At 46.4% G+C, this 23,425-nt stretch carries 21 protein-coding genes; 17 read left to right on the plus strand and 4 right to left on the minus strand.

Annotated elements, in window-relative coordinates; translation table 11 throughout:
- The first annotated feature begins 362 nt into the window (after positions 1–362).
- The 5 genes from ACFQZR_RS03380 to ACFQZR_RS03400 all read left to right on the plus strand — a co-directional run bounded on the left by ACFQZR_RS03380 (position 363) and on the right by ACFQZR_RS03400 (position 5,176).
- Positions 363–2,327, plus strand: a complete 1,965-nt coding sequence (locus ACFQZR_RS03380; RefSeq protein WP_379342860.1) for a sensor domain-containing diguanylate cyclase — start codon at positions 363–365, stop codon at positions 2,325–2,327.
- A 125-nt stretch (positions 2,328–2,452) separates the two neighbouring features.
- Positions 2,453–3,208 (plus strand): hypothetical protein, encoded by a 756-nt coding sequence (locus ACFQZR_RS03385; RefSeq protein WP_379342862.1) that lies wholly within the window; start codon positions 2,453–2,455, stop codon positions 3,206–3,208.
- A 96-nt stretch (positions 3,209–3,304) separates the two neighbouring features.
- A complete protein-coding gene (locus tag ACFQZR_RS03390; RefSeq protein WP_379342864.1) occupies positions 3,305–4,420 on the plus strand; it encodes an aminopeptidase in 1,116 nt (371 codons plus the stop codon).
- 89 nt (positions 4,421–4,509) lie between these two features.
- Positions 4,510–4,749, plus strand: a complete 240-nt coding sequence (locus ACFQZR_RS03395; RefSeq protein WP_314584242.1) for an HPr family phosphocarrier protein — start codon at positions 4,510–4,512, stop codon at positions 4,747–4,749.
- Positions 4,750–4,888: 139 nt separating this feature from the next.
- Positions 4,889–5,176, plus strand: a complete 288-nt coding sequence (locus ACFQZR_RS03400) for an Fpa/YlaN family protein (protein WP_018756566.1) — start codon at positions 4,889–4,891, stop codon at positions 5,174–5,176.
- 45 nt (positions 5,177–5,221) lie between these two features.
- On the opposite strand, the gene cax is transcribed toward ACFQZR_RS03400, so the two are convergent.
- The gene (gene cax, locus ACFQZR_RS03405) at positions 5,222–6,283 is read right to left on the minus strand and encodes a calcium/proton exchanger (RefSeq protein WP_379342868.1); all 1,062 of its coding nucleotides are present in this window, start codon (positions 6,281–6,283) and stop codon (positions 5,222–5,224) included.
- Between the two features lie 144 nt (positions 6,284–6,427).
- Here cax and ACFQZR_RS03410 point away from each other — a divergent pair, with 144 nt between their 5' ends.
- The gene (locus ACFQZR_RS03410; protein WP_026263877.1) at positions 6,428–6,817 is read left to right on the plus strand and encodes an Asp23/Gls24 family envelope stress response protein; all 390 of its coding nucleotides are present in this window, start codon (positions 6,428–6,430) and stop codon (positions 6,815–6,817) included.
- 129 nt (positions 6,818–6,946) lie between these two features.
- Here ACFQZR_RS03410 and ftsW read toward each other — a convergent pair whose 3' ends face one another.
- Both ftsW and ACFQZR_RS03420 read right to left on the minus strand, forming a co-directional pair.
- The gene (gene ftsW / locus ACFQZR_RS03415; protein WP_379342870.1) at positions 6,947–8,143 is read right to left on the minus strand and encodes a putative lipid II flippase FtsW; all 1,197 of its coding nucleotides are present in this window, start codon (positions 8,141–8,143) and stop codon (positions 6,947–6,949) included.
- Positions 8,144–8,155: 12 nt separating this feature from the next.
- The gene (locus tag ACFQZR_RS03420; protein WP_018756562.1) at positions 8,156–8,503 is read right to left on the minus strand and encodes a YugN family protein; all 348 of its coding nucleotides are present in this window, start codon (positions 8,501–8,503) and stop codon (positions 8,156–8,158) included.
- Positions 8,504–8,727: 224 nt separating this feature from the next.
- Here ACFQZR_RS03420 and ACFQZR_RS03425 point away from each other — a divergent pair, with 224 nt between their 5' ends.
- From ACFQZR_RS03425 to ACFQZR_RS03465, 9 genes are all read left to right on the plus strand, one after another.
- Positions 8,728–9,909 carry an amidohydrolase gene (locus tag ACFQZR_RS03425; protein ID WP_379342873.1) on the plus strand — a complete coding sequence of 394 codons (1,182 nt, stop codon included), beginning with the start codon at positions 8,728–8,730 and terminating at the stop codon, positions 9,907–9,909.
- A gap of 132 nt (positions 9,910–10,041) precedes the next feature.
- Positions 10,042–11,742, plus strand: a complete 1,701-nt coding sequence (locus ACFQZR_RS03430) for a DNA repair helicase XPB (RefSeq protein WP_379342875.1) — start codon at positions 10,042–10,044, stop codon at positions 11,740–11,742.
- On the plus strand, positions 11,739–13,739 hold the full coding sequence (locus ACFQZR_RS03435) for a helicase-associated domain-containing protein (protein WP_379342877.1): 2,001 nt from the start codon (positions 11,739–11,741) through the stop codon (positions 13,737–13,739). Before ACFQZR_RS03430 ends, ACFQZR_RS03435 begins: the two co-directional genes overlap by 4 nt.
- Before the next feature lie 76 nt (positions 13,740–13,815).
- Entirely contained in the window at positions 13,816–14,259 is a 444-nt protein-coding gene (locus tag ACFQZR_RS03440) for a YlbF/YmcA family competence regulator (protein ID WP_018756558.1), read from the plus strand.
- Positions 14,260–14,283: 24 nt separating this feature from the next.
- A complete protein-coding gene (locus ACFQZR_RS03445; RefSeq protein ID WP_018756557.1) occupies positions 14,284–14,547 on the plus strand; it encodes a YlbG family protein in 264 nt (87 codons plus the stop codon).
- A gap of 113 nt (positions 14,548–14,660) precedes the next feature.
- Complete coding sequence (locus ACFQZR_RS03450) at positions 14,661–15,098, plus strand: hypothetical protein (RefSeq protein WP_018756556.1); 438 nt, start codon at positions 14,661–14,663, stop codon at positions 15,096–15,098.
- 127 nt (positions 15,099–15,225) lie between these two features.
- The gene (locus tag ACFQZR_RS03455; RefSeq protein WP_379343787.1) at positions 15,226–16,131 is read left to right on the plus strand and encodes a selenium metabolism-associated LysR family transcriptional regulator; all 906 of its coding nucleotides are present in this window, start codon (positions 15,226–15,228) and stop codon (positions 16,129–16,131) included.
- Positions 16,132–16,218: 87 nt separating this feature from the next.
- On the plus strand, positions 16,219–17,067 hold the full coding sequence (locus tag ACFQZR_RS03460) for a PHP domain-containing protein (RefSeq protein WP_379343789.1): 849 nt from the start codon (positions 16,219–16,221) through the stop codon (positions 17,065–17,067).
- 53 nt (positions 17,068–17,120) lie between these two features.
- A complete protein-coding gene (locus ACFQZR_RS03465) occupies positions 17,121–17,561 on the plus strand; it encodes a DUF2500 domain-containing protein (RefSeq protein ID WP_379342880.1) in 441 nt (146 codons plus the stop codon).
- Positions 17,562–17,629: 68 nt separating this feature from the next.
- Here the strand turns inward: ACFQZR_RS03465 and ACFQZR_RS03470 are convergent, their stop codons facing one another.
- Positions 17,630–19,408 (minus strand): Rqc2 family fibronectin-binding protein, encoded by a 1,779-nt coding sequence (locus ACFQZR_RS03470; protein ID WP_379342882.1) that lies wholly within the window; start codon positions 19,406–19,408, stop codon positions 17,630–17,632.
- Between the two features lie 219 nt (positions 19,409–19,627).
- On the opposite strand from ACFQZR_RS03470, the gene ACFQZR_RS03475 reads away from it, so the two are divergent.
- Both ACFQZR_RS03475 and dapF read left to right on the plus strand, forming a co-directional pair.
- Positions 19,628–22,426, plus strand: a complete 2,799-nt coding sequence (locus ACFQZR_RS03475; RefSeq protein WP_379342884.1) for a calcium-translocating P-type ATPase, SERCA-type — start codon at positions 19,628–19,630, stop codon at positions 22,424–22,426.
- 70 nt (positions 22,427–22,496) lie between these two features.
- The gene (dapF, locus tag ACFQZR_RS03480; protein WP_379342886.1) at positions 22,497–23,333 is read left to right on the plus strand and encodes a diaminopimelate epimerase; all 837 of its coding nucleotides are present in this window, start codon (positions 22,497–22,499) and stop codon (positions 23,331–23,333) included.
- Positions 23,334–23,425: the final 92 nt, after the last annotated feature.

Here is a 23,425-nt window from a genome sequence, read left to right on the forward strand (position 1 = left end):
TAAAAGACTCCTTTAATGTTAAATTTAGTGGGGTCCTTTTGCGCCGAATTTTGTTTAACGTTGTACGAGTTCATCTCGCATTCAACTTCTGACATGAATAGTTCAGCCGCTGTCCTGTCAGCAACAAAATTCGTGAGGGTGACACAATCGTTACGCCCGATGCATTCATCAATAAATATTATATGAAATCTTAGACGAATGTCAAGTTATCCGGTCCGTTAGAAAAAATTATAGTTCGAAATACCTAAAAATATATGAAGAACTGCTAGAATACTAGTGCAAAATATATGAAAAAACGTTATGATGAGAATAGGTTTTTCGTTGCAAGGATTTGATGACATAAAGCGGGTGGTGGGAAGCGTATGATTCATAATCTACGAAATGCTCAAGTAGAGCTCAAACAACATCATACAGTCCAATGGCCTACTTCACCCTCAAGTACTTACGATGATAATGAGCTATGGCTGCAACATCAAGATATTGCTAGCAGTGATTATCCATACATCGAACCGCTTATTATAGAAAGCTTTCAGGAATGGCTGGGTGTAATCTCAGATTTTCAAAAGCTTCATCTTGGTGTGTTAGCCGTATTCGACTATCAGGGGAAGATGATTGCTTCTAATCGAAGTGATAGCCCGGAAGAACCTGCTGCAGCATGGAACGAGCAGATTGTACAAGCTGTCATTACAACGAAGGAACCTACGGTTGCTGTCTATACGCAGGCAACGATCGCTGTGCCTATTCTAAGTCGTAAGGGGCAGGAAGTGTTTGCCGTTGTAGCATACCAGCTGCCCGGTCATGTGTACGAGTCCAGTATGCTGGATTTGCTCTCCATGGCTGTTTTGACGTTACGTAATCATTTTTACCGTCGATTTGAGCATATATTTATCAGTGATTTGATGCAGCTGCAGAATTATTCAGATCGAGAAGCACGCAAGAAGACTGTGTTTTTTAATGTTGTCCAACGGATCCATGGAAAGTTTGACGTCGATTCTGTACTCAGTGAAGTTATCGAGAGTATTTCGTTTCTATATCCATCAGCAAGTATGGAATTATATATCTCCTCAGATCATCGCAGTGCGAACGAACATGTAAAGCCGCTTATCCTTCATAACTTTACCGATGATTTGTGTGTGCGTGCATTTATGGAAGGTCGTATGATTCAAGAGACTTCTTCGCAAGAATCAGAGAATGAACAGGTTAACATTGCCGTGCCGCTGAGTGGTAAGCAAGGGGTATACGGTGTGTTGTTCATTAGTCTGGAGATGCATCTGCTTGAGGATCTTGATTTTCAATTGATTACGATGCTAGCTGACACAGCCGGTACGGCCTTTGAAAATGCTAAGTTGTATGAACAATCGAATATGCTCATTCGCGAGCTGCGACTTATCAATGAATTAACGAAGCAGCTGAATCAGAGTCTACGCTTAAGCGAAGTATTTGATTTTGCATTGAACGAGTTGTTGCATATTTTTAAGGCAGAATATTGCTCCATTCTTCAGTTAGATGGGGAGAAAAGCTTTTTCAAAGTCATGTCCAGTAATGTCGATGAGATCTCTAAGCAAATATACTCCACAGATTACGGGTTCAGCGGACTCGTGTATGCAACGAAAGAACCGCTCATCCTACTCGATTATAAAATGTTCAGCAAGGTTCGTTCTGAATTTATGGAGGAGACGGATTCACGTTCATTGATGGCTGTTCCGCTTGTCATTAATAATGAAGTAAATGGTGCAATCCTTCTATCTCATCGTGATGCGAACTACTTCTCTTATGACAACTTCAAGTTATTTCAAGTGCTTTCCACTCATATTGGTCTTGCAATCGCGAATGCCTCGCTGCATGCGAAGGTTCAACGGATGGCGAATCATGATAATTTAACAGGACTCTATGCTAGGCACTATTTGGATGACCGTGTTCACCAGAAGCAGAAGATTGATTTCTGCGGCTCTCTAATTGTCGTAGATATCGATTACTTTAAGCAGATTAATGATACGTACGGTCACCAGATTGGCGATAAAATATTACGCCAGGTCTGTGAGATTATTCGCTCATCGATTCGAGATTCGGATATTGCAGCAAGGTGGGGAGGAGAAGAGCTCGCGATCTATCTTCCACAGCTCTCGAAATCTCAAGCGTCGCGTGTGGCAGAGCGTATCCGGAGCCGTGTTGAGCTCGAGACGAATCCCGGCGTAACGGTATCCTGCGGCATATCAGAGTGGAGCTGGGATGACGATAAGATCAGTGTGGAGCTGCTCTTTTATAAGGCAGACATGGCACTGTATAAGTCGAAGAATAATGGACGTAATCGAATTACAATGGATTAATGCCAAGTACCCTTTCATTTAGAATGGGTACTTTTTTGTTGCGTGCAAAGTCCTGAGCGCATAACTTCAAGGGTTCAGGAAAAGATATAAGGCGACTACGGGCTTATGGAAGGGAGCGTAAAGAAGTGTCTAGAGGTTGGGTGTGGGATCGATGGTTACGTGGGCTAGCTTATTTTTTTTCTGCGTGTTTACTGGTGAGTATGATGGGGTGTTTTTCCATTGAGTCCAAGAAGGATCCGAATGAATTGTACCAAATGGCACTATCTGGTCTATCGGGTACTGATAATTTTACGTTTCGTGGTAAATCCGTGATCTATGGGAACAATCAAGCCCTTATTCGAGAACCCATTATGTATCATGGAAAGGTAACAGCACATCAGCTGCAAGGATTCCAGATGTCGATGGCGAACAAGCAAGAGACTTCTTTTGCAGATCGCTGGAATCCGCTGAAGCAGCTTGAAGAGATTAAGAATCTCTCGAAATCGATGGAGATTGATCCCTATGCATCGAATCGAACGCACATCGTTATGCGGATGACTTTGGCACCTGAAGCAGGAAAGAAGCTATTGATCCAGAATTTAAATGATGAAATGCGTAAACTAGATGAACGGAAAATTCAAGTTCAGAACGTTCACTCTTTATCATTGCGTGATCGTTCAAATCTTCAATCAGAGCTTGGTCAAATTATCTCTAATGGTTACAATAAATTACATAAAATGACGAATGATATGCAAGTTAATTCGTCATATACACTATGGATTAATCGTTCAACACTTCTCCCAGCAAAGCTTTACTCCAAGTCAAAAACGAACTATCACGAGGATGGCGTGAAACGCGAAGAGGTTGTAGTGACCGAATCCCAATTTGATGGCTACCAATGAATTTACGTTTAGATTTGACCATGGTACAATAACTGCATGCAATAAATCTATACATAATACCTGCTGTAAGGTGATATTAAGGGGAGGTTTACGAAGATGAGAGATGTGAGAATGGAGAAATTAGCTCAGAACTTGGTGGGCTATTCTGTTGATGTACAACCAGGTGAGAATGTACTGATTGAAATGATCGGTACAGAGCGCGACTTATTAAAATGCATCATCGAAGAAGTAGCAAAACGTGGTGGACATCCATTCGTTGAGCTAACGGATCGTACAGTGCTTCGCGCTATGCTGATGAACACCAATGAAGAACATCTGAAAACATGGATGGAGTACGACCTTGCTCGGATGCAGAAGATGGATTGCTATATCGGTATTCGTGCGGGAGAGAACGTGAATGATCTTTCGGATGTACCGGAGAATAATTTGAAACTCTACAACTCCATTTACAGCCATCCGATTCATTCCGAGGAGCGCGTGAAAAGAACGAAATGGGTCGTATTACGTTATCCGAATGCAGCCATGGCACAACTTGCGAATACGAGCACGGAGGCTTTCGAGGATTTCTATTTCAATGTATGTAACCTCGACTATGCGAAGATGGATCGTGCGCAAGATGCACTTCAAGCACTGATGCTGAAGACGGACAAAGTTCGTATCGTATCGCCAGGAACTGATTTGACTTTCTCAATCAAAGATATCGGTGCTGAGAAATGCTCGGGTCAGAAGAATATTCCAGATGGTGAAGTGTACACAGCGCCAGTTCGTGATTCCGTTAACGGAACGCTTCAATACAATACACCGACGGTGTACAACGGGATTTCTTTCGAGAATGTATTCTTCCGCTTCGAGAACGGGAAGATCGTTGAAGCGAAGTCGAATGACACAGCGAAGTTAAATTCGATTCTCGATACGGATGAAGGCTCGCGCTACATTGGTGAATTCGCAATTGGATTCAATCCATATATCTTGACGCCAATGAAAGATATTCTATTCGATGAGAAGATCGCGGGCAGCTTGCACTTCACGCCGGGTCAAGCGTATGACGTCGCAGATAACGGTAACCGTTCCGCGGTTCACTGGGATTTGGTGTTAATTCAGCGTCCAGAGTATGGTGGCGGAGAGATTTATTTTGACGACGTTCTGATCCGTAAAGACGGAATTTTCGTGATTCCTGAGCTGGAACCGCTCAATCCAGAGAACTTGAAATAACAGCTTGTAAATTTAGTGGTTGCGTTTACACAGAGGATCAATGTATCATGAAATTGTATAAAAATTCGTACTAGACGGAGGTCGTTCCCATGTCTAACAACAACACAGCTATCGTAGAGATTTCTCAAACAGCAAGTAAATTCCGTTCATCGATCGTACTACAAGCAGAGCACAAGTATATCGACGTCAAAAGTATTCTCGGCCTTTTCACAACACTTGTGAATAGTCATGCCTACGAACTTCACGTCCACGGTCCGGATGAAGAAGAAGCAAGAGCAGCAATGAAAGAAGTATTCGAGAAACACGGTTTGCAAGTAGCCGTTGTCTAATTGTGACATGTTCATGAAGAAAGCGTGCCTTCCGTAATGAGGGGCGCTTTTTTTCTATATTTTCTTGTGTAATAGCTCATAATCGCTTAATATTAGGATTAGCAGTATATTGATTTTCGGGCATAGAGGGGGGAGTTACTTGTCTTCATCAGATTTCATGGAACAATTGAATCTAAAAGCTTTGTCTCTGCTTCAGGGAGATGCAGATAAAATCGAGAAACTTATTGAAGTTCAGATGGAGAATCTGGCAACCCGCAAGTGTCCTCTGTATGAGGAAGTGCTTGATACGCAAATGTATGGATTCTCGCGTGAGGTTGATTTTGCTGTTCGTGCTGGCCTGATTGAGGAAGCAGTAGGTAAAGAGATTCTCAGCAAGCTTGAGCGGAACTTAGCGGTCTTATACGAGGCGTTAAATGTAAAAGGGTAGCTTCCATCATGGAAAGCTACCTTTTTTTTATTTACAGAGTATGACCTAGACGAGGAAGAAGGCAACGCCAAGGATGATATAGACCAGTAAGAGCAGGAAACCTTCGTACCAGTTGGTCTTTCCGTCCTGCGTGATGGATTTGGCAATAATGACAGATACGCCAATCGCGACGAGCTCAATCGTGGTGAAGACGAAATCCATCGGGTTTCCGAAGAGGAAGCTGACGAATACGAGGACAGGAGCAACGAATAGCGCGATCTGAAGGCTGCTGCCGACAGCAATCTCGACCGATGTGCCAATCTTGTTCTTAAGCGCCATCATGACAGCTGCACTATGTTCTGCCGCATTACCAACGATCGCAATGACGAATGCACCAAGGAAGAGCTCTGTGAAGCCGAATTTGGCCGAAAATTCATGTAAGGTTCCAACAAGCCATTCACTCACTAACGCTACCATGACAGTCGCTATAACAAGGAAAAGAATCGAATTGGATTTGGACCAAGCGGGTTCTTCATGGTGATCGGGTTCCATCTCCTCTTGATCAGACAAGACATTCTTATGCGTGACCATAGAGAAGTATAACCAGAATATGTATGCTACAATCAGCACGCCTGCGACGATTAAGCTGAGCGTATTCGTCTCTGCAGGAGTGATCACCTTGGTGCCAGCGAACATCGCTGGTATGAACAAGGCCGCAACTGCCATGAGCATGAGAGTTCCATTATGTCCAGCTAGCGATACATTGAATTTCTGCTCTTTGAATTTGAGTCCGCCAGCAAAAAGACTAAGTCCTAGGACGAGCAGTAGGTTCCCGATGATGGCCCCAGTCAAGCTGGCTTTCACCATATCGAACAAACCTTCTTTGATTAGGAAAATGGCAATGATAAGTTCTGCTGCATTCCCGAAGGTCGCATTCAGAAATCCACCAAGCCGCTGTCCTGCATAATGAGCAACACTCTCAGTAGCTTTACCGAGGAATCCCGCGACGAAGATAATTGAAATCGCCGAGATAATAAATTGAGTGGTTGCATTCATCCCGGTATAATGAGCAAGCCCGCTCAATATAAATGTGATGATCAACGCACCATAAAATAACTTCTGTTTCAAACTTTCCACACCTCGATAATTTTTTCTCTAACTATAAACCAATTTTTTCTTGAAGTAAATGTCTCGAGGTGCACTTATTTGCTTTCGATCATCAAAGGCATTAAACTATTGTTATTATGGCTATTGAAAGGAGAGGACAAGTCCATGACAGAAGAACTAGCACAATCTGGCGTTATTCGAATTTCTGATGATGTTGTATCTACAATTGCGGGGCTTGCAGCTTTGGAGACCCCAGGTATTAGTGCGATGTCGGGTGGGATCTCGGAAGGCTGGGCGAAGCGATTAACGGGGAAAAATGCTCAGAAAGGTGTCATCGTAGAAGTAGGTCAGCTGGAAGCAGCGATTGATCTGCGAGTTATCGTGGTGTATGGCTCCATGATCCACCAAGTATGCCGTGATCTTCAACAGAACGTGCGCGAAGCGGTAGAGAATATGACCGGCCTTCATGTCGTAGAAGTGAATGTGAAGGTGGAAGGGGTTACGTTCCAAGAGGAAGAGCAGCAATTGAAGGAAGAGACTCAGAAGCTGAAATGACTCAGTCCACGAGACACATATGAAGACGACTACGGATAGTAGTGATGACGACATAACCTGAAAAGACTCCGAAGAGATACGACCTCTCGGAGTCTTTATTGTTGTTAGCGTGACTTTTTGAACAACCTCTTAAAGCGTTATGCGGCGGTTCTTCGTGACTTTGGTCGTCGTATCCGAAGGCCGATTGGCTTCTCGGGAGATGCTGAGCAAAATTCCAATACTGCCGAGCATCATGAAGAGGGAGGACCCCCCATAGCTGATTAATGGCAGCGTAACGCCCGTGATCGGTATGGTCTGAGTTACCCCACCGATGTTAATGAAAGTCTGAACAGCGAATAGCCCCATAATGCCGACACCTACGAGTGTTCCGTAGCGATCTGGACAACGTAAGGAGACTATCAAGCCCCGCCAGATAAAGTAAAGGTAGAAGAGTAAAAATATCGCACTACCGATAAACCCCAGTTCTTCGCCAATGACAGCAAAAATAAAATCATTGTACGGATACGGAAGATAATGCAGCTTCTGAATACTCTGTCCAAAGCCTGCTCCTGTTAATCCCCCATGCCCTAATGCCTTGAGTGAATTAACCAAGTGGAAGCCTGTCCCTTGTGGATCTTGCCAAGGGTCAAGGAAGGAGGTAATCCGCCCTACGCGATACCCGCCACCCGAGCCTCCGTTAATGAGGAAGTTGATCCCCAAGACGATACTGGCTCCAACGACAAGGACAGCTATACAGGCGAATATATGCTTCAAATTCGCCCCACCTGCAATAATGATGATGCCCGAACAAGCGACCAGGATCATACAGGAGCCTAAATCCGGCTGCAGCATGATGAGTCCTGCGACGAAGCCGACGATCAGCATGACGGGAAAAAAGCCTTTTTTGAAATCGCGGAACGTCTCACCCTTCTTCGAGATGAGGGCCGCAAGATATAAGATTGTTGTAATCTTGGCAAGTTCTGTCGGCTGTATACCGAGTGAACCGATCCCAAACCAACTGCGAGCCCCGTTACGGCTCTCACCGACGTATGGTACAAGTGCGAGTAATATAATTGTCAGTATGAAGAACGGAATAAACAGCTTCTTATATTTCTCATATCGTATATTCATGGCAATCATCATTGCGATAAACCCAAGACCTGCCCACATCATTTGCTTCTTGACAAAGTATAAGGAATCGTAATTGAAGTTCTTATTGATGACTGCAATGCTGGAGCTGGCACTAAAGACCATAACGAGTCCGAAACCAACAAGCAGAACCGTGAGAATTAATAACTGAAAATCCGGCGTACCCCGTCGTTTTGTTTGAGATTCTTTATCTCTCATCTGCCCGTCCGATTAAGCTTCGAGGTTACGTTTAAGCTGCTCGATTTTCTGTTCGGCCGCACTGACGAACGACGCAGGGATTGGTGTTTCATAGTCTAGACCATGCGGGAAGGTTGTTATGCCCATATACACCGCTTCAATGGCAAGAATCGCATCCGGGTTCTCAAGTTTGCCTTCGATTGCGCGTGTATTGATACGTAAGTAATATTCTTTATTATTTTTTTTATCTTCCATCTTGTAATCGTATGTAGCGCGTGTGTATTCCCATTGCCAACGAACAAATCCTAATTTTTCTGCTGTTTCATCTAAATAGGCCAAGTCGCTTTTGAGACCGATTAAGCCTGTATTTTCAAATATCATCGTTATATATCCTCCTTAAATTGACTAAGCCTCCATATTCAATATTCATGATAGTATGTTTCCTAATGATACGCAAGCCTTCCCTCCCGAGAGTTGGGTGAAAATGGTTATGAACTTTTTGTGAAATTTAGGTAGACAATCTGTTCGGAATTGAGGAAAATGATAGAAATATACATGAAAATCATGGGATAGTAGTTAACAAATCAAGGGGAGGGGAAACTTGCATGGAGATGAAATTTCGTGAAGATGTATTGTTGGATATCTTTTCATCTATGGTGGAGTGGCGTAGATATTTGCATAAGAACCCTGAACTTTCCTATAAAGAAGCCAAAACAGCACAATTCGTTGCAGATCGATTGCGAACATGGGGAATTGAGGTAAAGACTGGGGTAGGTGGACATGGGGTTGTTGGCACGCTTCGAGGGGATTTTCCGGGAAAGACCATAGCGCTGCGGGCAGATATGGATGCTCTACCGATTCAAGACGAGAAGACTTGTGACTATGCTTCGACGGTACCGGGTGTGATGCATGCTTGCGGTCATGATGGACATACGTCCATACTACTCGGGATTGCGAATTACTTCAGCCAGCATCGGGACATGATCCGTGGTGAGCTTCGATTTATTTTCCAACCTGCTGAAGAGACCTGCCCCGGCGGCGCGATCCAAATGATCGAAGCGGGTGTACTTGAGGGTGTCGATATTATTTATGGCGTACATCTCTGGACTCCGATTTCTGTCGGTAAGACGGCGAGTGTTGCAGGTCCCCTCTGGGCGGCAGCGGATGAATTCTTCATTGATATTGAAGGGCGAGGCGGGCATGGCGGTGTCCCACATGTGACCGTTGACAGTGTGCTCGTAGGAGCAGCCCTTATCATGAACCTTCAGACAATCGTAAGCCGTTCGGTGGACCCGCTGGATTCGGCTGTTGTTACGGTGGGATCGATGCAAGCGGGAACGATGCAGAATATTATCGCAGAACGATGTTCGATCATGGGGACGGCTAGAACCTTCAATCAAGAAACACGCAGTTTGATCAAACGTCGGATTGAGACGATTGTTGAGCAGACCTGTGCGATGTACGGTGCAGATGTCCATCTGAACTACTTAATGGGCTATCCGACGTTAGTGAATGATGCGGCAGAGACAGCGCGGTACCAACGCATTGCGATGCATTTGTTCGGCGAAGAACAGACGATTGAAGCGCCGAAAATGATGCCTGCTGAAGATTTTGCTTATTATTTGCAGCGTGTCCCAGGATGCTTCATTCTGGTCGGTGCGGGGAACGAGGAGAAGGGCATGCATTATCCGCATCACCATCCGCGATTTGATTTTGATGAGCAGGCGATGTATACGGCAGCCAAATTGTTAATACACCTCGCAGCAGATGCAATGATGAATGAATGAATGCTTAATTGGAAAAAATATTGACGAATATGAGATAATGAATGGGATACGGCTTGCGCTGCAAGCCGTTTTTCATTCGTTGAGGTTGTCATGGAGCAATGACGACATGTGTTCGGAAGGAGGGCTCGATTAATGCTAGATCAGACAAATCGACCGTGTATTGTCCAATCGGATTTAACCGTGCTCTTAGAGACGGAGCACCCATCATCGCAGGAAGCGAAAGAACTGTTATTCCATGTTGCAGAGCTGCTCAAGAGCCCTGCGAATATTCATACATATCGAATTACCACACTTTCTTTATGGAATGCCGCTTCAGCAGGCATGACATCCGAAGCCGTGATTCAAGAACTAATGCGGTTCGCCAAATGGGATGTCCCAGCGAAAGTACAGCAGCAAATTAAGCTCTGGATGGGGAGATACGGCAACTTAAAGCTTGAATTGCAGGGCGAAGAATTACAGCTCTGTGCGATGAATGAGACGATCATCGATGAATTCATAGAGGAGCGAAGTATTCAGTCTTATATCGATGCGCGGTTAGACGTCAAGACAGTTCTGCTCAAGGGGCATACCCGTGGCCTAATGAAGCAGGAGTTGACGCGTCTGGGCTATCCCGTCTTAGATGCAATAGGGTTCCATGAAGGCAAGTCGCTGCCATTTGAATTCAATAGGGGGCGAGGTCCGAGCCGTCCTTTTGCGCTGCGACCCTACCAAGAACAAGCGGTACAGGCTTTTAAGGGAGAAGATGGTGGAGGATATGGAGGCAGTGGCGTTGTTGTGCTTCCTTGCGGGGCTGGTAAGACGGTCGTAGGGATGGCGGTCATGGAGCAATTCCAATGCGAGACGCTTATACTAACGACGAATGTAACGTCTGTGCGGCAGTGGAAAGCGGAGATCATGAGCAAGACGTCGCTCACGGAAGATGATATTGGCGAGTATTCGGGCTCCTGTAAAGTAGTCAAGCCTGTAACGATTGCGACCTATCAAATCTTGACACATCGGAAGCAGAAAGCAGATCCATTTGTACATATGCAATTGTTCCAAGAACGGGATTGGGGGCTTATTGTCTACGATGAAGTGCATTTGCTCCCAGCGCCAGTATTTCGAGCAACAGCTGAAATTCAAGCAACACGCAGACTTGGATTGACAGCTACCTTGGTACGTGAGGATGGATGCGAGAAGGACGTATTCTCACTCATTGGTCCGAAGCGATATGAGCTGCCATGGAAGGAGCTAGAGCAGCAAGGGTGGATCGCGACGGTGAACTGCTGTGAGATCCGCGTACCTCTCTTTGCGCCGAATCTAGAATTATACTGGCGAGCGGATGCGAAGAGTAAATTCCGAATTGCGGGAGAGAATCCTGCCAAGATGGATGTCATCCGCAGTCTGCTCGATCAGCATGAAGGGAAACCAACATTGATCATTGGTCAATACTTGGATCAACTCGCGGCTATTGCAGCAGAGCTTCAGGCACCGATTATGACAGGCACGACGCCGCAAGCAAAGCGTCAGGAGCTCTACGATGGGTTTAAGCGTGGAGAGATTCCGCTGCTCGTCGTCTCTAAGATTGCGAACTTCGCTGTCGATTTGCCTGATGCTGCCGTCGCGATTCAAGTGTCTGGAAGCTACGGATCAAGACAGGAAGAAGCACAGCGCTTAGGACGTATTCTGCGGCCCAAAGCAGGAGACAATACCGCTTATTTCTACACCGTTGTATCGCGTGATACCAAGGAGCAAGATTTCGCACTTAAGCGGCAATTGTTCCTTGTTGAGCAAGGGTATCGGTATGACATTCGGAATATATCCAACGTGACGAAGGAGGCGGCAGCAACTTGAATACGCAGGAGATTGCGTCCAAATTATCGGAAGCAGATCAGCATACGTACCGACAAGCGTTGGAGGCTGCCCATAATCATGCCGCTTTGTCATTGTTATTAGATCAGCTCACGCATGTCGGCCTTGAGGCGCTGGATTTTATTATGAGGCATTTTGGCATGCAGTCATTCGAACTGCCTCAGCTTCTGAAGCACGGAGGGGCGAGTATGAGCGGAGCCGCTCTACGCGTTGGCATCTATGAACTACGACAGCGTGGGCTGGTATATACGGTTCGTAAGGCATGGGGAGATCAATTGTTTTTTATTCCTTCGGATTTATACGCTCCGTTGCAGCATCTTCGAATGCCGCTGCAGCTGCAGGCTGCTTCAATCGAAACATCTGATCTCACCGTTACCCATGAAGCAGGCAGAGGGCTTGAATACGAGTTATTTTACTTGCTTGCTACGATTGCTAAGATCGGTGCTCCTCTAACGGCAAAAGGTACAATGCATAAGAAGCATATACAGAAAATGCTGTCTTCACTCCAGATTACAGTTCGTGATCTGGTTCCGCTTTACTTGCAGTACCCTAATCCAGAGACATTACCTTCTTCGATCGCATTGGTGCTTGATTTTGGGTTTCGATTCGGACTTCTACGTAAAACGCCAGAGGCTTACGAGCTTAATCATGATATGTTATATCCTTGGCTGTCGCAGAATCGGATAACGATGCAGCAGCGGCTTTGGCAGATCTGGCTTACCGTTCAACCTTTTCCAGAGCGATGGATTCAACAATGCATGTATGCTATTGCGAGTGCGCCGCATGAACAGGGGGTCTGGTACACGGTAAGATCAATATCCTCGTGGCTTGTTATGCATCGAATAGACGTGAAAAGCCCTGAACACACCTCTGAACAGGATATTGAAGATCTGATCCAAGTGTGGCTGTCCGTCCTCTGTGCTTTCGGTTGGGTAGAGCTCGGTACGACATTGGATGGAGAACGGTTCTTTCGCTATACCATAAATTCAGGTCTGGAGTTAACTCCTACTGATGGTGAAGAGGAACGGGAAGAACAGAGCACACAGATGAAAGGGTTCTATGTCCAGCCTGATCTGGAGATTATTGTTCCACCGGATGTCCCTTTCCTTACCCGATGGGAACTAGAATGCTGTGCGGATTTGATACGTTCGGACCAAGTTGCTGTATATCGGCTAACGAAAGATAGTTATATGCGTGCTGTTGATCAAGGCCGTACTTTACAGGATATGATTGATTTTCTAGAACAAAAGTCCTTGTCGGGTATTCCGGAATCCGTCAAAGCTACATTAGATCACTGGCGTCAGCAGTATGGCAGAGTCTATTTATCAGAAGTTGTGCTGCTGCGATGTGTTGATGCCGAAGTGGTTGAACGAATCCGAGGCATGGCACAGATCTTGCCACAGATTACACCGATTGGCGCCTACGATTTTATTGTTCCAAGAGATCAAGTCGACACACTTCGGTCAGTGCTTGATAAAGCTGGGGTTACGCCAAGAAGGCAGATGGAATCAACGGTTAGTGGTGAGACAAAGATTGGATTCGCTCGATATGATGCAAGTGTGAATGCTACTGCAGAAGTATCTGCGGGTAATAAGGACGCTGAAGGGTTCCAGACATCAAGCCAAGGATTTATCTACACACAGCAGACGGTTCAATATTATGAATTAGACATATCTCTGCCTACACGGGAAGATCTCTTCCCGGAAATTGCCCGAATTTCTCCGATGTGGCTGCAACAATTACGTGCATATCATACGTCAACGATGACAGAGATCATCGAACGTGCTATAGCATGGCAGACGCACATCAAACTTGGCAATAAGACAGGATCGATTATCGTGCTGCCGCTTCAAGTTAGGTCTTCCGGGGGGGCGTGGAATCTCAAGGGTTTTATCGTTGGACAAGCAGATAGCGGCGTCCAGGAGGTCTCTAGTGATGCATGGGATCAAATTCAACTCATCCTACCAACAATAAACTAAATTTAAGGTTCATTGCAGACTATTTCATGGTATGATAGAGAAGAGCGATAAATTTAATAGAAAGAAGTTGAAATTCATGAGCGTATCTGAGATCAATACGATTGACATGGCCTCTCTGCTATGTAACGCCTATGAATTAGGCGATATGATTAATGGTTCTGCCGACGTGGCTGAATATATATATTGGAAGCAGAAGGTTGAGCAGAACGAGGAAGTGAAGCTTCTACTACGGGAGTTCGATAAGAAGAAGGAGCTTTTTGAAGAAACCCAAAGATTTGGTCGTTTCCATCCGAATTATCATGAAGCGAAAGACGCTGTAAAAGCTGTCGAAGCAAAGATGGATGCGATTGAGGAAGTAAGACGCTTTAAGGAATTGGAACAACGCTTAGATGATATGCTCTATAATATCTCGAAGCTTATTGCCCATTCTGTCTCTGAGACCATTAAAGTGCCAAGTAATGATCCAAATCCAAAAGGCGGCGGATGCGGCAGTGGTGGCAGCTGCGGTTGTGGCGGATGATCGGGAGAAGAGGGGTTAGCGAACATGTTTGCGGAACGTACTGGTTATATTATCTGGGTTAGCGATGTAAAAGCAGCAAGGAATTTAGAGAAGTATGGAACGGTTCATTATATTTCACGTCGAATGCACTATGTTGTGATGTACGTTAATTCGGAACGTGCGGAAGAAACGGTCAAGAATATTCGCAGGCTTGCTTTTGTGAAGAGGATTGAAAGGTCCTACCGGAATGAAATAAAGACCGAATATAGTAGTAATGGTCCGGATAAGGCGAAATTCTATAACCTCTAGTCTCATAGGCATACACTTGTAAATAGGGCTTGAGAAAAATAGTGCATTAATGTAATATAGTGGGTATAAATGCTTAGATATAAAGACCTATCTAACCTGGAGAGTGATGCCCAATGAGAGATAAGGTGATGGAACGATACAGCACATACGAGCCTTTCTATGTCACCTTGGGTGATAAGAAAGTGGCCGATGTGGTCATAACGAATCATGCCAAATTTCGCTGGGCAGAGCGGGTTGAGCATGAGAAGACAGGTTATGATGATATTGCAATGTTTTTATGGGAATGCCTTAAACAAAATCGGATCCAGCCGTACTATCGGAATGAAGAAGATGTCTATCTAATTGATGATGATCTTGTTGTCGTAGCAGAATTTCCGATTCTTGAGAATGAGATTGATATCGCGGGTAATCCACTTCATAAGATGATTATTGTTACATTCCTTGGTCGAATGTCGGAGACCATGGAGCTTCGAGATTTGAAAACGTATTATTCTTGGTTGCGGCATTCACGCCGAATGACATTGATTAAGAATAGCCGCAAAAGAAAGTAATAAGAGTTATTTAAGCATGCCGCTTGATGCGGTGTGCTTTTTTTTGTACAGGAATAGGAAAGTTATCGCACCTGATCTGGTATAATGATGGTAATTCGTCTACGAATGATGTGAACTCGGGAGGGTGATTGCATTGAATTTTCATCAGCTACATATCTTTTATACCGTTTCCGAGAAGGGCAGCTTCTCTGCTGCCGCGCAAGCCTTACATATGACGCAGCCAGCCGTGACCATGCAAGTGCAATCGCTGGAAGAGTATTTCGGTACGAAGCTGTTCAATCGTTCTACGAAGCGGATCGAGCTGTCCGAAGCGGGCCGCGCACTGATGCCATTTGCTCGTAGAAGTATCGAGTTGATTCGGGACACCGATATGGCGATGTCCAAGTTCACGCATATGCTTCAAGGGCGACTTCAGCTTGGTGCAAGCTTAACGATCGGCGAATATGTACTGCCTCGCATGCTAGGGCCATTTGGTCAGCAGTATCCGAATATTGCGATTAGTATGAAAGTCATGAATACAGCGCAAATTCTAGAAGAGATTGCGAACCATCAATTAAATTTTGGATTGATTGAAGCGCCTGTACAGCACCCTGACATGCATATCGAAGCGGTGATGAAGGATGAATTAAAGCTGATTGTTCCTGCAAATCATCCGCTTGCTGAAGCTTCTGTGGTCTCGCTCGAGGATGTGCTTAAGTATCCTTTTATTGTGCGGGAGCAAGGATCTGGCACAAGGCAAGTCATGGAAGAGCAATTTGCGCGTAAGAATATAGATATACAGTCTGTTCGCGCCGTCATGGAGCTTGGCAGCACAGGTGCCATTAAGTCCGCGGTCGAAGCGGGTCTCGGCATTGCTATCATCTCGCCTTCTTCCGTGAAGCATGAAGTGACACTGGGGCTCGTGAAGATTGTCGACATTGAGGATTGTTCCTTTGAACGCCAATTCTATTCCATTTATTTGAAATCAGCCTTGCTCCCGATATCGGCTGTGACGTTCTTATCGTTTCTTCAGGAGCAGCAATTGGACAAATAGTTCGTTAGACCTAGTTGTTTCTCGAACTTCGTCTTGATCAAAAGATAACTTATTGAATTACCTCGAAAGGGAGTTGACACCGTGAATATGCAGCAAGGATACGTAGACTTACATACACATACAACCGCTTCCGACGGGATGCAGCCGCCAGCTGAGAACGTTCGTCTGGCCAGAGCAGCAGGACTTACCGCCGTAGCGATTACAGATCATGATACGGTTGCGGGGATTGAGGAGGCGATACGCGAAGGGGAACGCATTGGAATGACAGTGGTTCCTGGTGTAGAGATCAGCACTGTACTTGAAGGAAAAGATATTCATATTCTAGGCTATTACATCAATGATCACGATCCGATTTTCTTGGGACGACTTGCAGAGCTTCGCGCGACGAGAGATCGCCGTAATGACATGATGATCGCGAAGCTGCAGCAGCTTGGGATCAATATTACGATGGAGGAAGTCATCGCGAATCTTGGGAGGCCGCTCGCACCGGATGAGACGGTTGGTCGTCCCCACATCGCGGATACACTGGTTCTCAAGGGATATGTGAAGGATATGGCTGAAGCATTTGATCGTTACCTAGGGTCCAGTGGTGCTGCCTATGTAAGCCCACCGAGAATCACGCCATCGACAGCTGCAGAATGGATCCGTGAAGCCGGGGGAACGCCGGTCATTGCACATCCGGGGCTCTATGGAGATGATGAACTCGTTGAGCAGATTATTCGAGAAGCGCTAATGGCGGGGATTGAGGTCTATCATTCGGATCATGGGGAGGCAGAAGAGAAGCGATACCTCCAAATGGCGGCGAAATATCATTTGATTGTAACCGCAGGTTCTGATTTCCATGGCGCCAGACAAGGCGTCGTGTTTCATGGTGAGTTAGGCGGACGCAGAATCTCTGCTAATGTATTGGCAGCACTCGAGCAAGCAAGAAGCTAAGCGCACTATATTGAAGTTGGTTCGATGCTTGAGAATGGAAAGGTGGGATTTATATGGGATTTGATGGTTTTAACGCGATGATGGGCGGATTTGGAATGTTCGAGACATTCATCTCACTCATTTTTGGCGCTGTTGCAGTCATCATCATCTTTTCGCTTGCAAAAGGGGTATCACAATGGAGCAGTAACAATAAGCAGCCGGTCTTAGACGTAGCCTCTCTAATTGTCAGCAAACGTACCCATGTAAGTCATCGTCATGATACGAATGACGGTCATTTCCATAACGCGACCAGTACAACATATTACATCACCTTCGAAGTAGAGAGCGGCGAACGAATGGAATTCAAAGTGGACGGCCAAGAGTTCGGTCACTTGGCAGAAGGTGATCATGGCACCCTCAAGTATCAAGGTACACGGTATTTGGGGTACGAGCGCCTGCCTCGACATGTATCAGGCCGTGAATCGTCCGCGGGTAAGCGCAGAAGTATGTCGTGATTTTTTATATGAAAAAGAAGCTCCCACAACCTCGAAAAAAGTGAGTGGGAGCTTCTTTTTATGCTTATTTAGCTATTTTTCAATACATAAGACAGCTGCTTTAACTTATCCTCATCGGGTGTAATGAATAGCGTCTTCTGGTGATCATAAATAACGAATCCAGGCTTTGCACCGCTTGGCTTCCGTACATGCCTTATTAATGTATAATCGACAGGCACCATACTGGAAGACTTCGCTTGACTGTAGTGCGCTGCGAGCATCGCTGCTTCTTCCAAGGTCGAATCACCGAAATCGCTGCTCCGAATGACGACATGGGAGCCTGGAATGTCTTTGGTATGCAGCCATGTGTCTCCCGGCCCTGCAAGCCGATTGGTCACATATTCGTTCTGGATATTATTCTTGCCGACATAGATCGCTATGCCTTCCGAAGAAGTGTAGCACTGTACCGTGGGTTTATCGTTCTTTTTCTTCTTGCCTTTTTTCTTCGAACGATCCCTCAAGTACCCTTGTTCGGTTAATTCTTCTCGAATCTCATCGATATCACGTAAGGAAGCATGCTCAAGTTGCTGCAGCAAAAGCTCCATATATTTAATTTCGTTCGCCGCTAACTTGAGCTGCTCTTCAATGACTGCAAGGCTGTTCTTAAATTTGTTATACCGTTTAAGGTAGCGCTGTGCATTCTCGGAAGGGCCGAGCAGCGGATCCAGTGGAATGCGAATGGCTTCTTGATTATCGTCGTAATAATTGACGACTTCAATTTCTTTCATTCCCTTCTCCACGGCATGGAGGGAAGCAAATAACAATTCCCCTTGAACACGATATTGGTCAGCGTCCTTGGCTTCTTCTATCGACTCATGCAATTTATCAATCTTCTTGATGTTCTTGTTCTTCTCATTCTGTAGGAAACGAATGAGATCGCTGACGCGTTGCTTGACGGTATCACGTTCAGCTTTGTCCCCATAGAAAGCTTCCATACAAGCGCTAATCGATGGGAATGACTGATGCTGACCGCTGATCGATGTCAGCGGAATGGCGGAGAAGAACATCTTGCCTTTCGCATCTACGGCTATGCAAGGACTGAAATGCATCTCGCGAACATCGTTCATAATCGCCGAGAAAGCTTGCCATAGTGCATCGAGTTCTGTACCCTCGCCCGCCTGTGAAGCGCGATATTCCATTTCGCGGCCAATGAGTGGACTAATCCCACTGAATTGTTCGACGAGACGCGTAGCGTAGGATGATGTCCCTTTTCGCTCTACAGATGCTTCCAACTCGTCGACCACAGGGTCAAGAGTCATAACCGATTTGAATTCCGCTTCCTTGACTTCTAACGGATGCAGCTTATGCTGTTGCGGCGGCTCCGTGTACCCGAATCCTGGCATAACAATCCGATAGCTGCTAATCGCAGGCGTAACATGATGGATGCCGTCAAGCATTGTACCTGTCGTAGGATCGACCAAGATAATGTTGCTGTGACGACCCATTAATTCAATAATGATCTTCTTCGTCGACTCATCACCAAGCTCATTCCGTTGCCGAATCGTGATATGCAGAATGCGCTCGAATGCAACTTGTTCCACAGATTCGATGATCCCGCTCTCACAATACTTGCGCATAAGCATACAGAACATCGGCGCTTCTTGCGGATTAAGAAATTGCTGATCGCTAAATTGCACGCGAGGGTATGTAGGATTGGCGGATAAGAGCAGTTTGAAATTTTCGCCCTGCGCACGAATTTGCAGGACTAAGTCACGTTCCGTTGGTTGATAAATTTTATTAATACGCCCACCGATGCATCGGGATAACTCCGATGCAATGGCACGTGTAACGATACCGTCTAATGCCATAATACATTCTCCATTCTATTCCTTTGTTTCATTCTCAAGGAAGTCAATCGTACCTCTCTATGATGCCATACTTTGCGGAAAAACTTAATAGGAAGTGGGATAATTTCTGGCTTGTCTGAATACATTTACCACAGTAGAGGGTTGTTCAAAGGACTGGAAAAGCAGTTACGCATGCAGTGAGAGTCCTTGGATTATGGCGCGGAAGGGGAATTAAGGGACATGGAACAGAAAATGTGGCACCAGATGAATACAGAGGAGCTGCAACAAGCATTAAGTGTGGATGGAAGCAGTGGGTTGTCCTCGGTTGAGGCGAACAAACGCCTGGAGATTCATGGGCCGAATGAGTTGTCGGAAGGGGAGAAAGTCTCGCCGATTGCGCTCTTCTTGAACCAGTTCAAAGATTTCATGGTGCTCGTGCTAATGGGAGCCACACTGATTTCAGGCTTGCTCGGCGAATATTTGGACGCGATCACGATTGTGGCGATCATTGTCATTAACGGGATTCTTGGTTTTGTCCAAGAATTTCGAGCGGAGCGTTCCTTGCGTGCGCTCAAGAAGCTATCCGCACCGGCAGCGCATGTGCTTCGTGATAACGAAGTCATACAGATTCCTGCAGATCAACTGGTGCCAGGCGATGTGGTTCTGCTTGAGAGTGGAGACCGGATTCCAGCGGATATTCGCTGGACGGAGACGAATAGCTGCGATGTGGAAGAGTCTGCATTAACTGGGGAATCCGTTCCAGTCAGTAAACATGCTTCTCCGATTGATGAAGCGAGTATTCCGCTTGGAGATCAGCGAAACTTCGGATTCATGGGGACGATGGTCACGCGGGGTACAGGCCGAGGGATCGTAGTGCGTACAGGAATGAACACCGAAATGGGTAAAATCGCTGATCTGATTCAGCAAACCGAGAGCATGGAGACGCCGCTTCAGCATCGGCTGGAGCAGCTTGGTAAAATATTGATTGTCGTTGCTTTGGGTCTAACGGTGATGGTCGTGATTGCGGGCATTATGCATGGTCAGCCGGCCTACGGCATGTTCCTTGCAGGGGTTAGCTTGGCGGTTGCTGCGATTCCAGAAGGGCTGCCAGCGATCGTGACGATCGCCCTGGCACTTGGCGTACAACGTATGATTAAGCGCAAAGCGATTGTCCGTAAGCTTCCGTCGGTAGAGACCTTAGGTTGTGCCTCCGTCATTTGTTCAGATAAGACGGGTACGCTCACCCAGAATAAAATGACCGTCACGCATATGTGGCTTGGAGGCCGCTTGCTGCAAGTGTCTGGTGAAGGGTATGAACCGATTGGTCATATACTAGAGGATAATAAGGCAGTCGATCTCAAAAATGATCAGACTTTACGCCGATTAATGCAGATCGCGGCGCTCTGTAATAATGCGTCCCTCGCAGAGGCTTATCGTTCAGAGAAACAGAAGAAAAAGGTGAAGGAAGAATCCACATCAACGTGGGAAATCAAAGGCGATCCAACGGAAGGTGCTCTGGTCGTCCTTGCTTCGAAGGCGGGCGTGACCCAGCAATCCTTATACGGAATGTATGAGCGGGTCTGTGAATTCCCATTCGATTCGGAACGAAAACGGATGTCCGTGCAGCTCAAGCATCAAGGCGGGCAGTTGATTTATGCGAAAGGCGCACCGGATATGCTGCTCGAACAATGCGCTTATATTTTATGGGATGGAAAAGTCGTGCCGTTCACTGGAACCCTTCGGCAGAAGGTGCTCGCAGCGAATGAAGGCATGGCGAAGTCAGCGCTCCGTGTACTCGGGATGGCTTACCGTGAAGTCAGGTCTTATGAAGAAGTTGCAAATGAAAATGATGCGGAGTGCAACTTGATTTTCGTTGGATTAACAGGGATGATTGACCCGCCGAGGAAAGAAGTTCGTGATGCGATTTCCAAATGCCGCCGAGCAGGCATTAAGACGGTCATGATTACGGGTGACCATCAGACGACAGCGGAGGCCATCGCGAATCAACTGGGTATTATTCAGCGCGGCGGCTTGCTTCTAACAGGGCAGCAATTAGCGAATATGTCTGATGATGATTTGGATCAGAAGGTGGATGATACCTACGTATACGCTCGGGTATCGCCTGAACATAAGCTTCGTATCGTGAAGTCCTTGCAGCGGAAAGGCCATGTTGTCGCGATGACGGGCGACGGCGTGAACGATGCGCCTGCGATCAAGGCGGCCGATATCGGAATTGCCATGGGGATCACAGGAACCGACGTATCGAAAGAAGCATCAGCGCTCATTCTTAGTGATGACAACTTCTCGACAATTGTGGCTGCCATAGAGGAAGGCCGAGGTATCTATGAGAATATTCGTAAGTTCATCCGCTACTTGCTCGCATCGAATGTCGGGGAGATCTTAACGATGTTCATCGCCATGATGCTCGGGTTCCCGCTGCCACTCGTGCCGATTCAGATCCTTTGGGTCAATCTCGTGACGGATGGACTGCCAGCGATGGCGCTAGGTGTGGATCAGGCAGAGAAGGATTTGATGGAGCAGAAACCGCGTGGTGCGAAAGAGAATATTTTTGCCAGAAGATTAGGGTGGAAAATTATTAGTCGCGGGATCTTGATCGGCGTATTCACACTTCTTGCGTTCTGGTTGACACTGCGAGTGGATCCGAACAGCGCGGAGCAGCTCGTCAAAGCGCAATCCGTTGCTTTCGCAACGCTCGTCATGGCACAGCTTATCCATGTATTTGACTGCCGCAGTTCACGCTCAATCTTCCACCGCAATATTTTGCAGAATCGTTATCTGGTGTTGGCTGTGTTATCATCGATTGTTCTCCTGCTCGCTGTGCTCTATATCGAACCTCTGCAGCCCGTGTTCAAGACAATGCCGCTGGATCTGAGAGACTGGGCCATTACCCTTGTTGCCGCTGGCGTGCCGACGTTCGTCATGGGGATTGGCAGTGTATTAACGGGCGGTAAGCCGCGGAAGACAACGCCAACACAGAAACGCAGTCCGCTCATAAAAAGTACAAACATTCGTGCATAAAGTGAATCCACTTCGGCGCAGCCTCTAAGATATGCTTATGGAAATGGTTGAAGTAGAGGAGTGCTATAGAATGAAATTCACGAAAATGCATGGGCTTGGGAATGATTTTATTGTCGTTGCTGGGGAGCAGGAGCTTCCCAGCAACGCATCAGAACTTGCGATAGAGACGTGTAATCGATTTTTCGGGATCGGGGCAGATGGACTTGTATACATTCTGCCTTCTGAACGGGCGGATTTCCGGATGCGAATTATGAACTCCGACGGTACTGAAGCAGAGCAATGCGGCAATGCTATTCGTTGTGTTGCAAAATATGTATATGATCGCGGTCTGACAGATCAGCATGATATTACAATAGAAACGTTAGGCGCTGGCGTTCAGCCGCTGCAGCTTGAAGTGGATCCCGTAACGAATACCGTCTCACGTGTTCGTGTAGACATGGGTGCGCCGATTCTTGACGGCAAGCTCGTGCCGACGACGATTGATGCGAAGCAAGTGGTGAATGAGCCGATTGAGGTCAATGGTCAGACATTTCATTTTACAGCGGTATCCATGGGCAATCCGCATTGTGTCATCTACGTGGATGATGCCGTGAACTTCGATCTAGAGACATGGGGGCCGAAGCTTGAGGTGCATTCGTTCTTCCCGCGGAAGATTAATGTAGAGTTCGCGACCGTGAAATCGAAGGAATATGTGGATATGCGTGTATGGGAACGCGGTGCGGGACCTACGCTTGCTTGTGGAACAGGTGCTTGTGCGACGCTCGTCTCTTCGGTGCTGAATGGATTAACGGACCGGACAGCTGTTATTTCGCTCAAAGGCGGCGACTTGCATATTGAATGGAATGAGACAGACAATCATGTGTATATGACGGGACCTGCGGCGATGGTGTTCGACGGAGTGTTATAATTCAAACCGATGAACGTTGAAAGATGACGTCCAAAATGCTCCGAGAGGAGCATTTTTTTGTTTATTGAATGGTTGATTTTGGGGGTCCTCGC

Source organism: Paenibacillus sp. GCM10027629 (genome assembly GCF_042676425.1).
Lineage (GTDB): Bacteria > Bacillota > Bacilli > Paenibacillales > Paenibacillaceae > Paenibacillus_K > Paenibacillus_K terrigena.

Bases quoted from the DNA above. Each gene is read 5' to 3' on its own strand.
- ACFQZR_RS03380 (WP_379342860.1), top strand. From the start codon at position 363: ATGATTCATAATCTACGAAATGCTCAAGTAGAGCTCAAACAACATCAT.
- ACFQZR_RS03390 (WP_379342864.1), top strand. From the start codon at position 3,305: ATGAGAGATGTGAGAATGGAGAAATTAGCTCAGAACTTGGTGGGCTAT.
- ACFQZR_RS03395 (WP_314584242.1), top strand. From the start codon at position 4,510: ATGTCTAACAACAACACAGCTATCGTAGAGATTTCTCAAACAGCAAGT.
- ACFQZR_RS03410 (WP_026263877.1), top strand. From the start codon at position 6,428: ATGACAGAAGAACTAGCACAATCTGGCGTTATTCGAATTTCTGATGAT.
- ftsW (WP_379342870.1), bottom strand. From the start codon at position 8,143: ATGAGAGATAAAGAATCTCAAACAAAACGACGGGGTACGCCGGATTTT.
- ACFQZR_RS03420 (WP_018756562.1), bottom strand. From the start codon at position 8,503: ATGATATTTGAAAATACAGGCTTAATCGGTCTCAAAAGCGACTTGGCC.
- ACFQZR_RS03425 (WP_379342873.1), top strand. From the start codon at position 8,728: ATGGAGATGAAATTTCGTGAAGATGTATTGTTGGATATCTTTTCATCT.
- ACFQZR_RS03430 (WP_379342875.1), top strand. From the start codon at position 10,042: ATGCTAGATCAGACAAATCGACCGTGTATTGTCCAATCGGATTTAACC.
- ACFQZR_RS03440 (WP_018756558.1), top strand. From the start codon at position 13,816: ATGAGCGTATCTGAGATCAATACGATTGACATGGCCTCTCTGCTATGT.
- ACFQZR_RS03445 (WP_018756557.1), top strand. From the start codon at position 14,284: ATGTTTGCGGAACGTACTGGTTATATTATCTGGGTTAGCGATGTAAAA.
- ACFQZR_RS03450 (WP_018756556.1), top strand. From the start codon at position 14,661: ATGAGAGATAAGGTGATGGAACGATACAGCACATACGAGCCTTTCTAT.
- ACFQZR_RS03460 (WP_379343789.1), top strand. From the start codon at position 16,219: ATGCAGCAAGGATACGTAGACTTACATACACATACAACCGCTTCCGAC.
- ACFQZR_RS03465 (WP_379342880.1), top strand. From the start codon at position 17,121: ATGGGATTTGATGGTTTTAACGCGATGATGGGCGGATTTGGAATGTTC.
- ACFQZR_RS03470 (WP_379342882.1), bottom strand. From the start codon at position 19,408: ATGGCATTAGACGGTATCGTTACACGTGCCATTGCATCGGAGTTATCC.
- ACFQZR_RS03475 (WP_379342884.1), top strand. From the start codon at position 19,628: ATGGAACAGAAAATGTGGCACCAGATGAATACAGAGGAGCTGCAACAA.
- dapF (WP_379342886.1), top strand. From the start codon at position 22,497: ATGAAATTCACGAAAATGCATGGGCTTGGGAATGATTTTATTGTCGTT.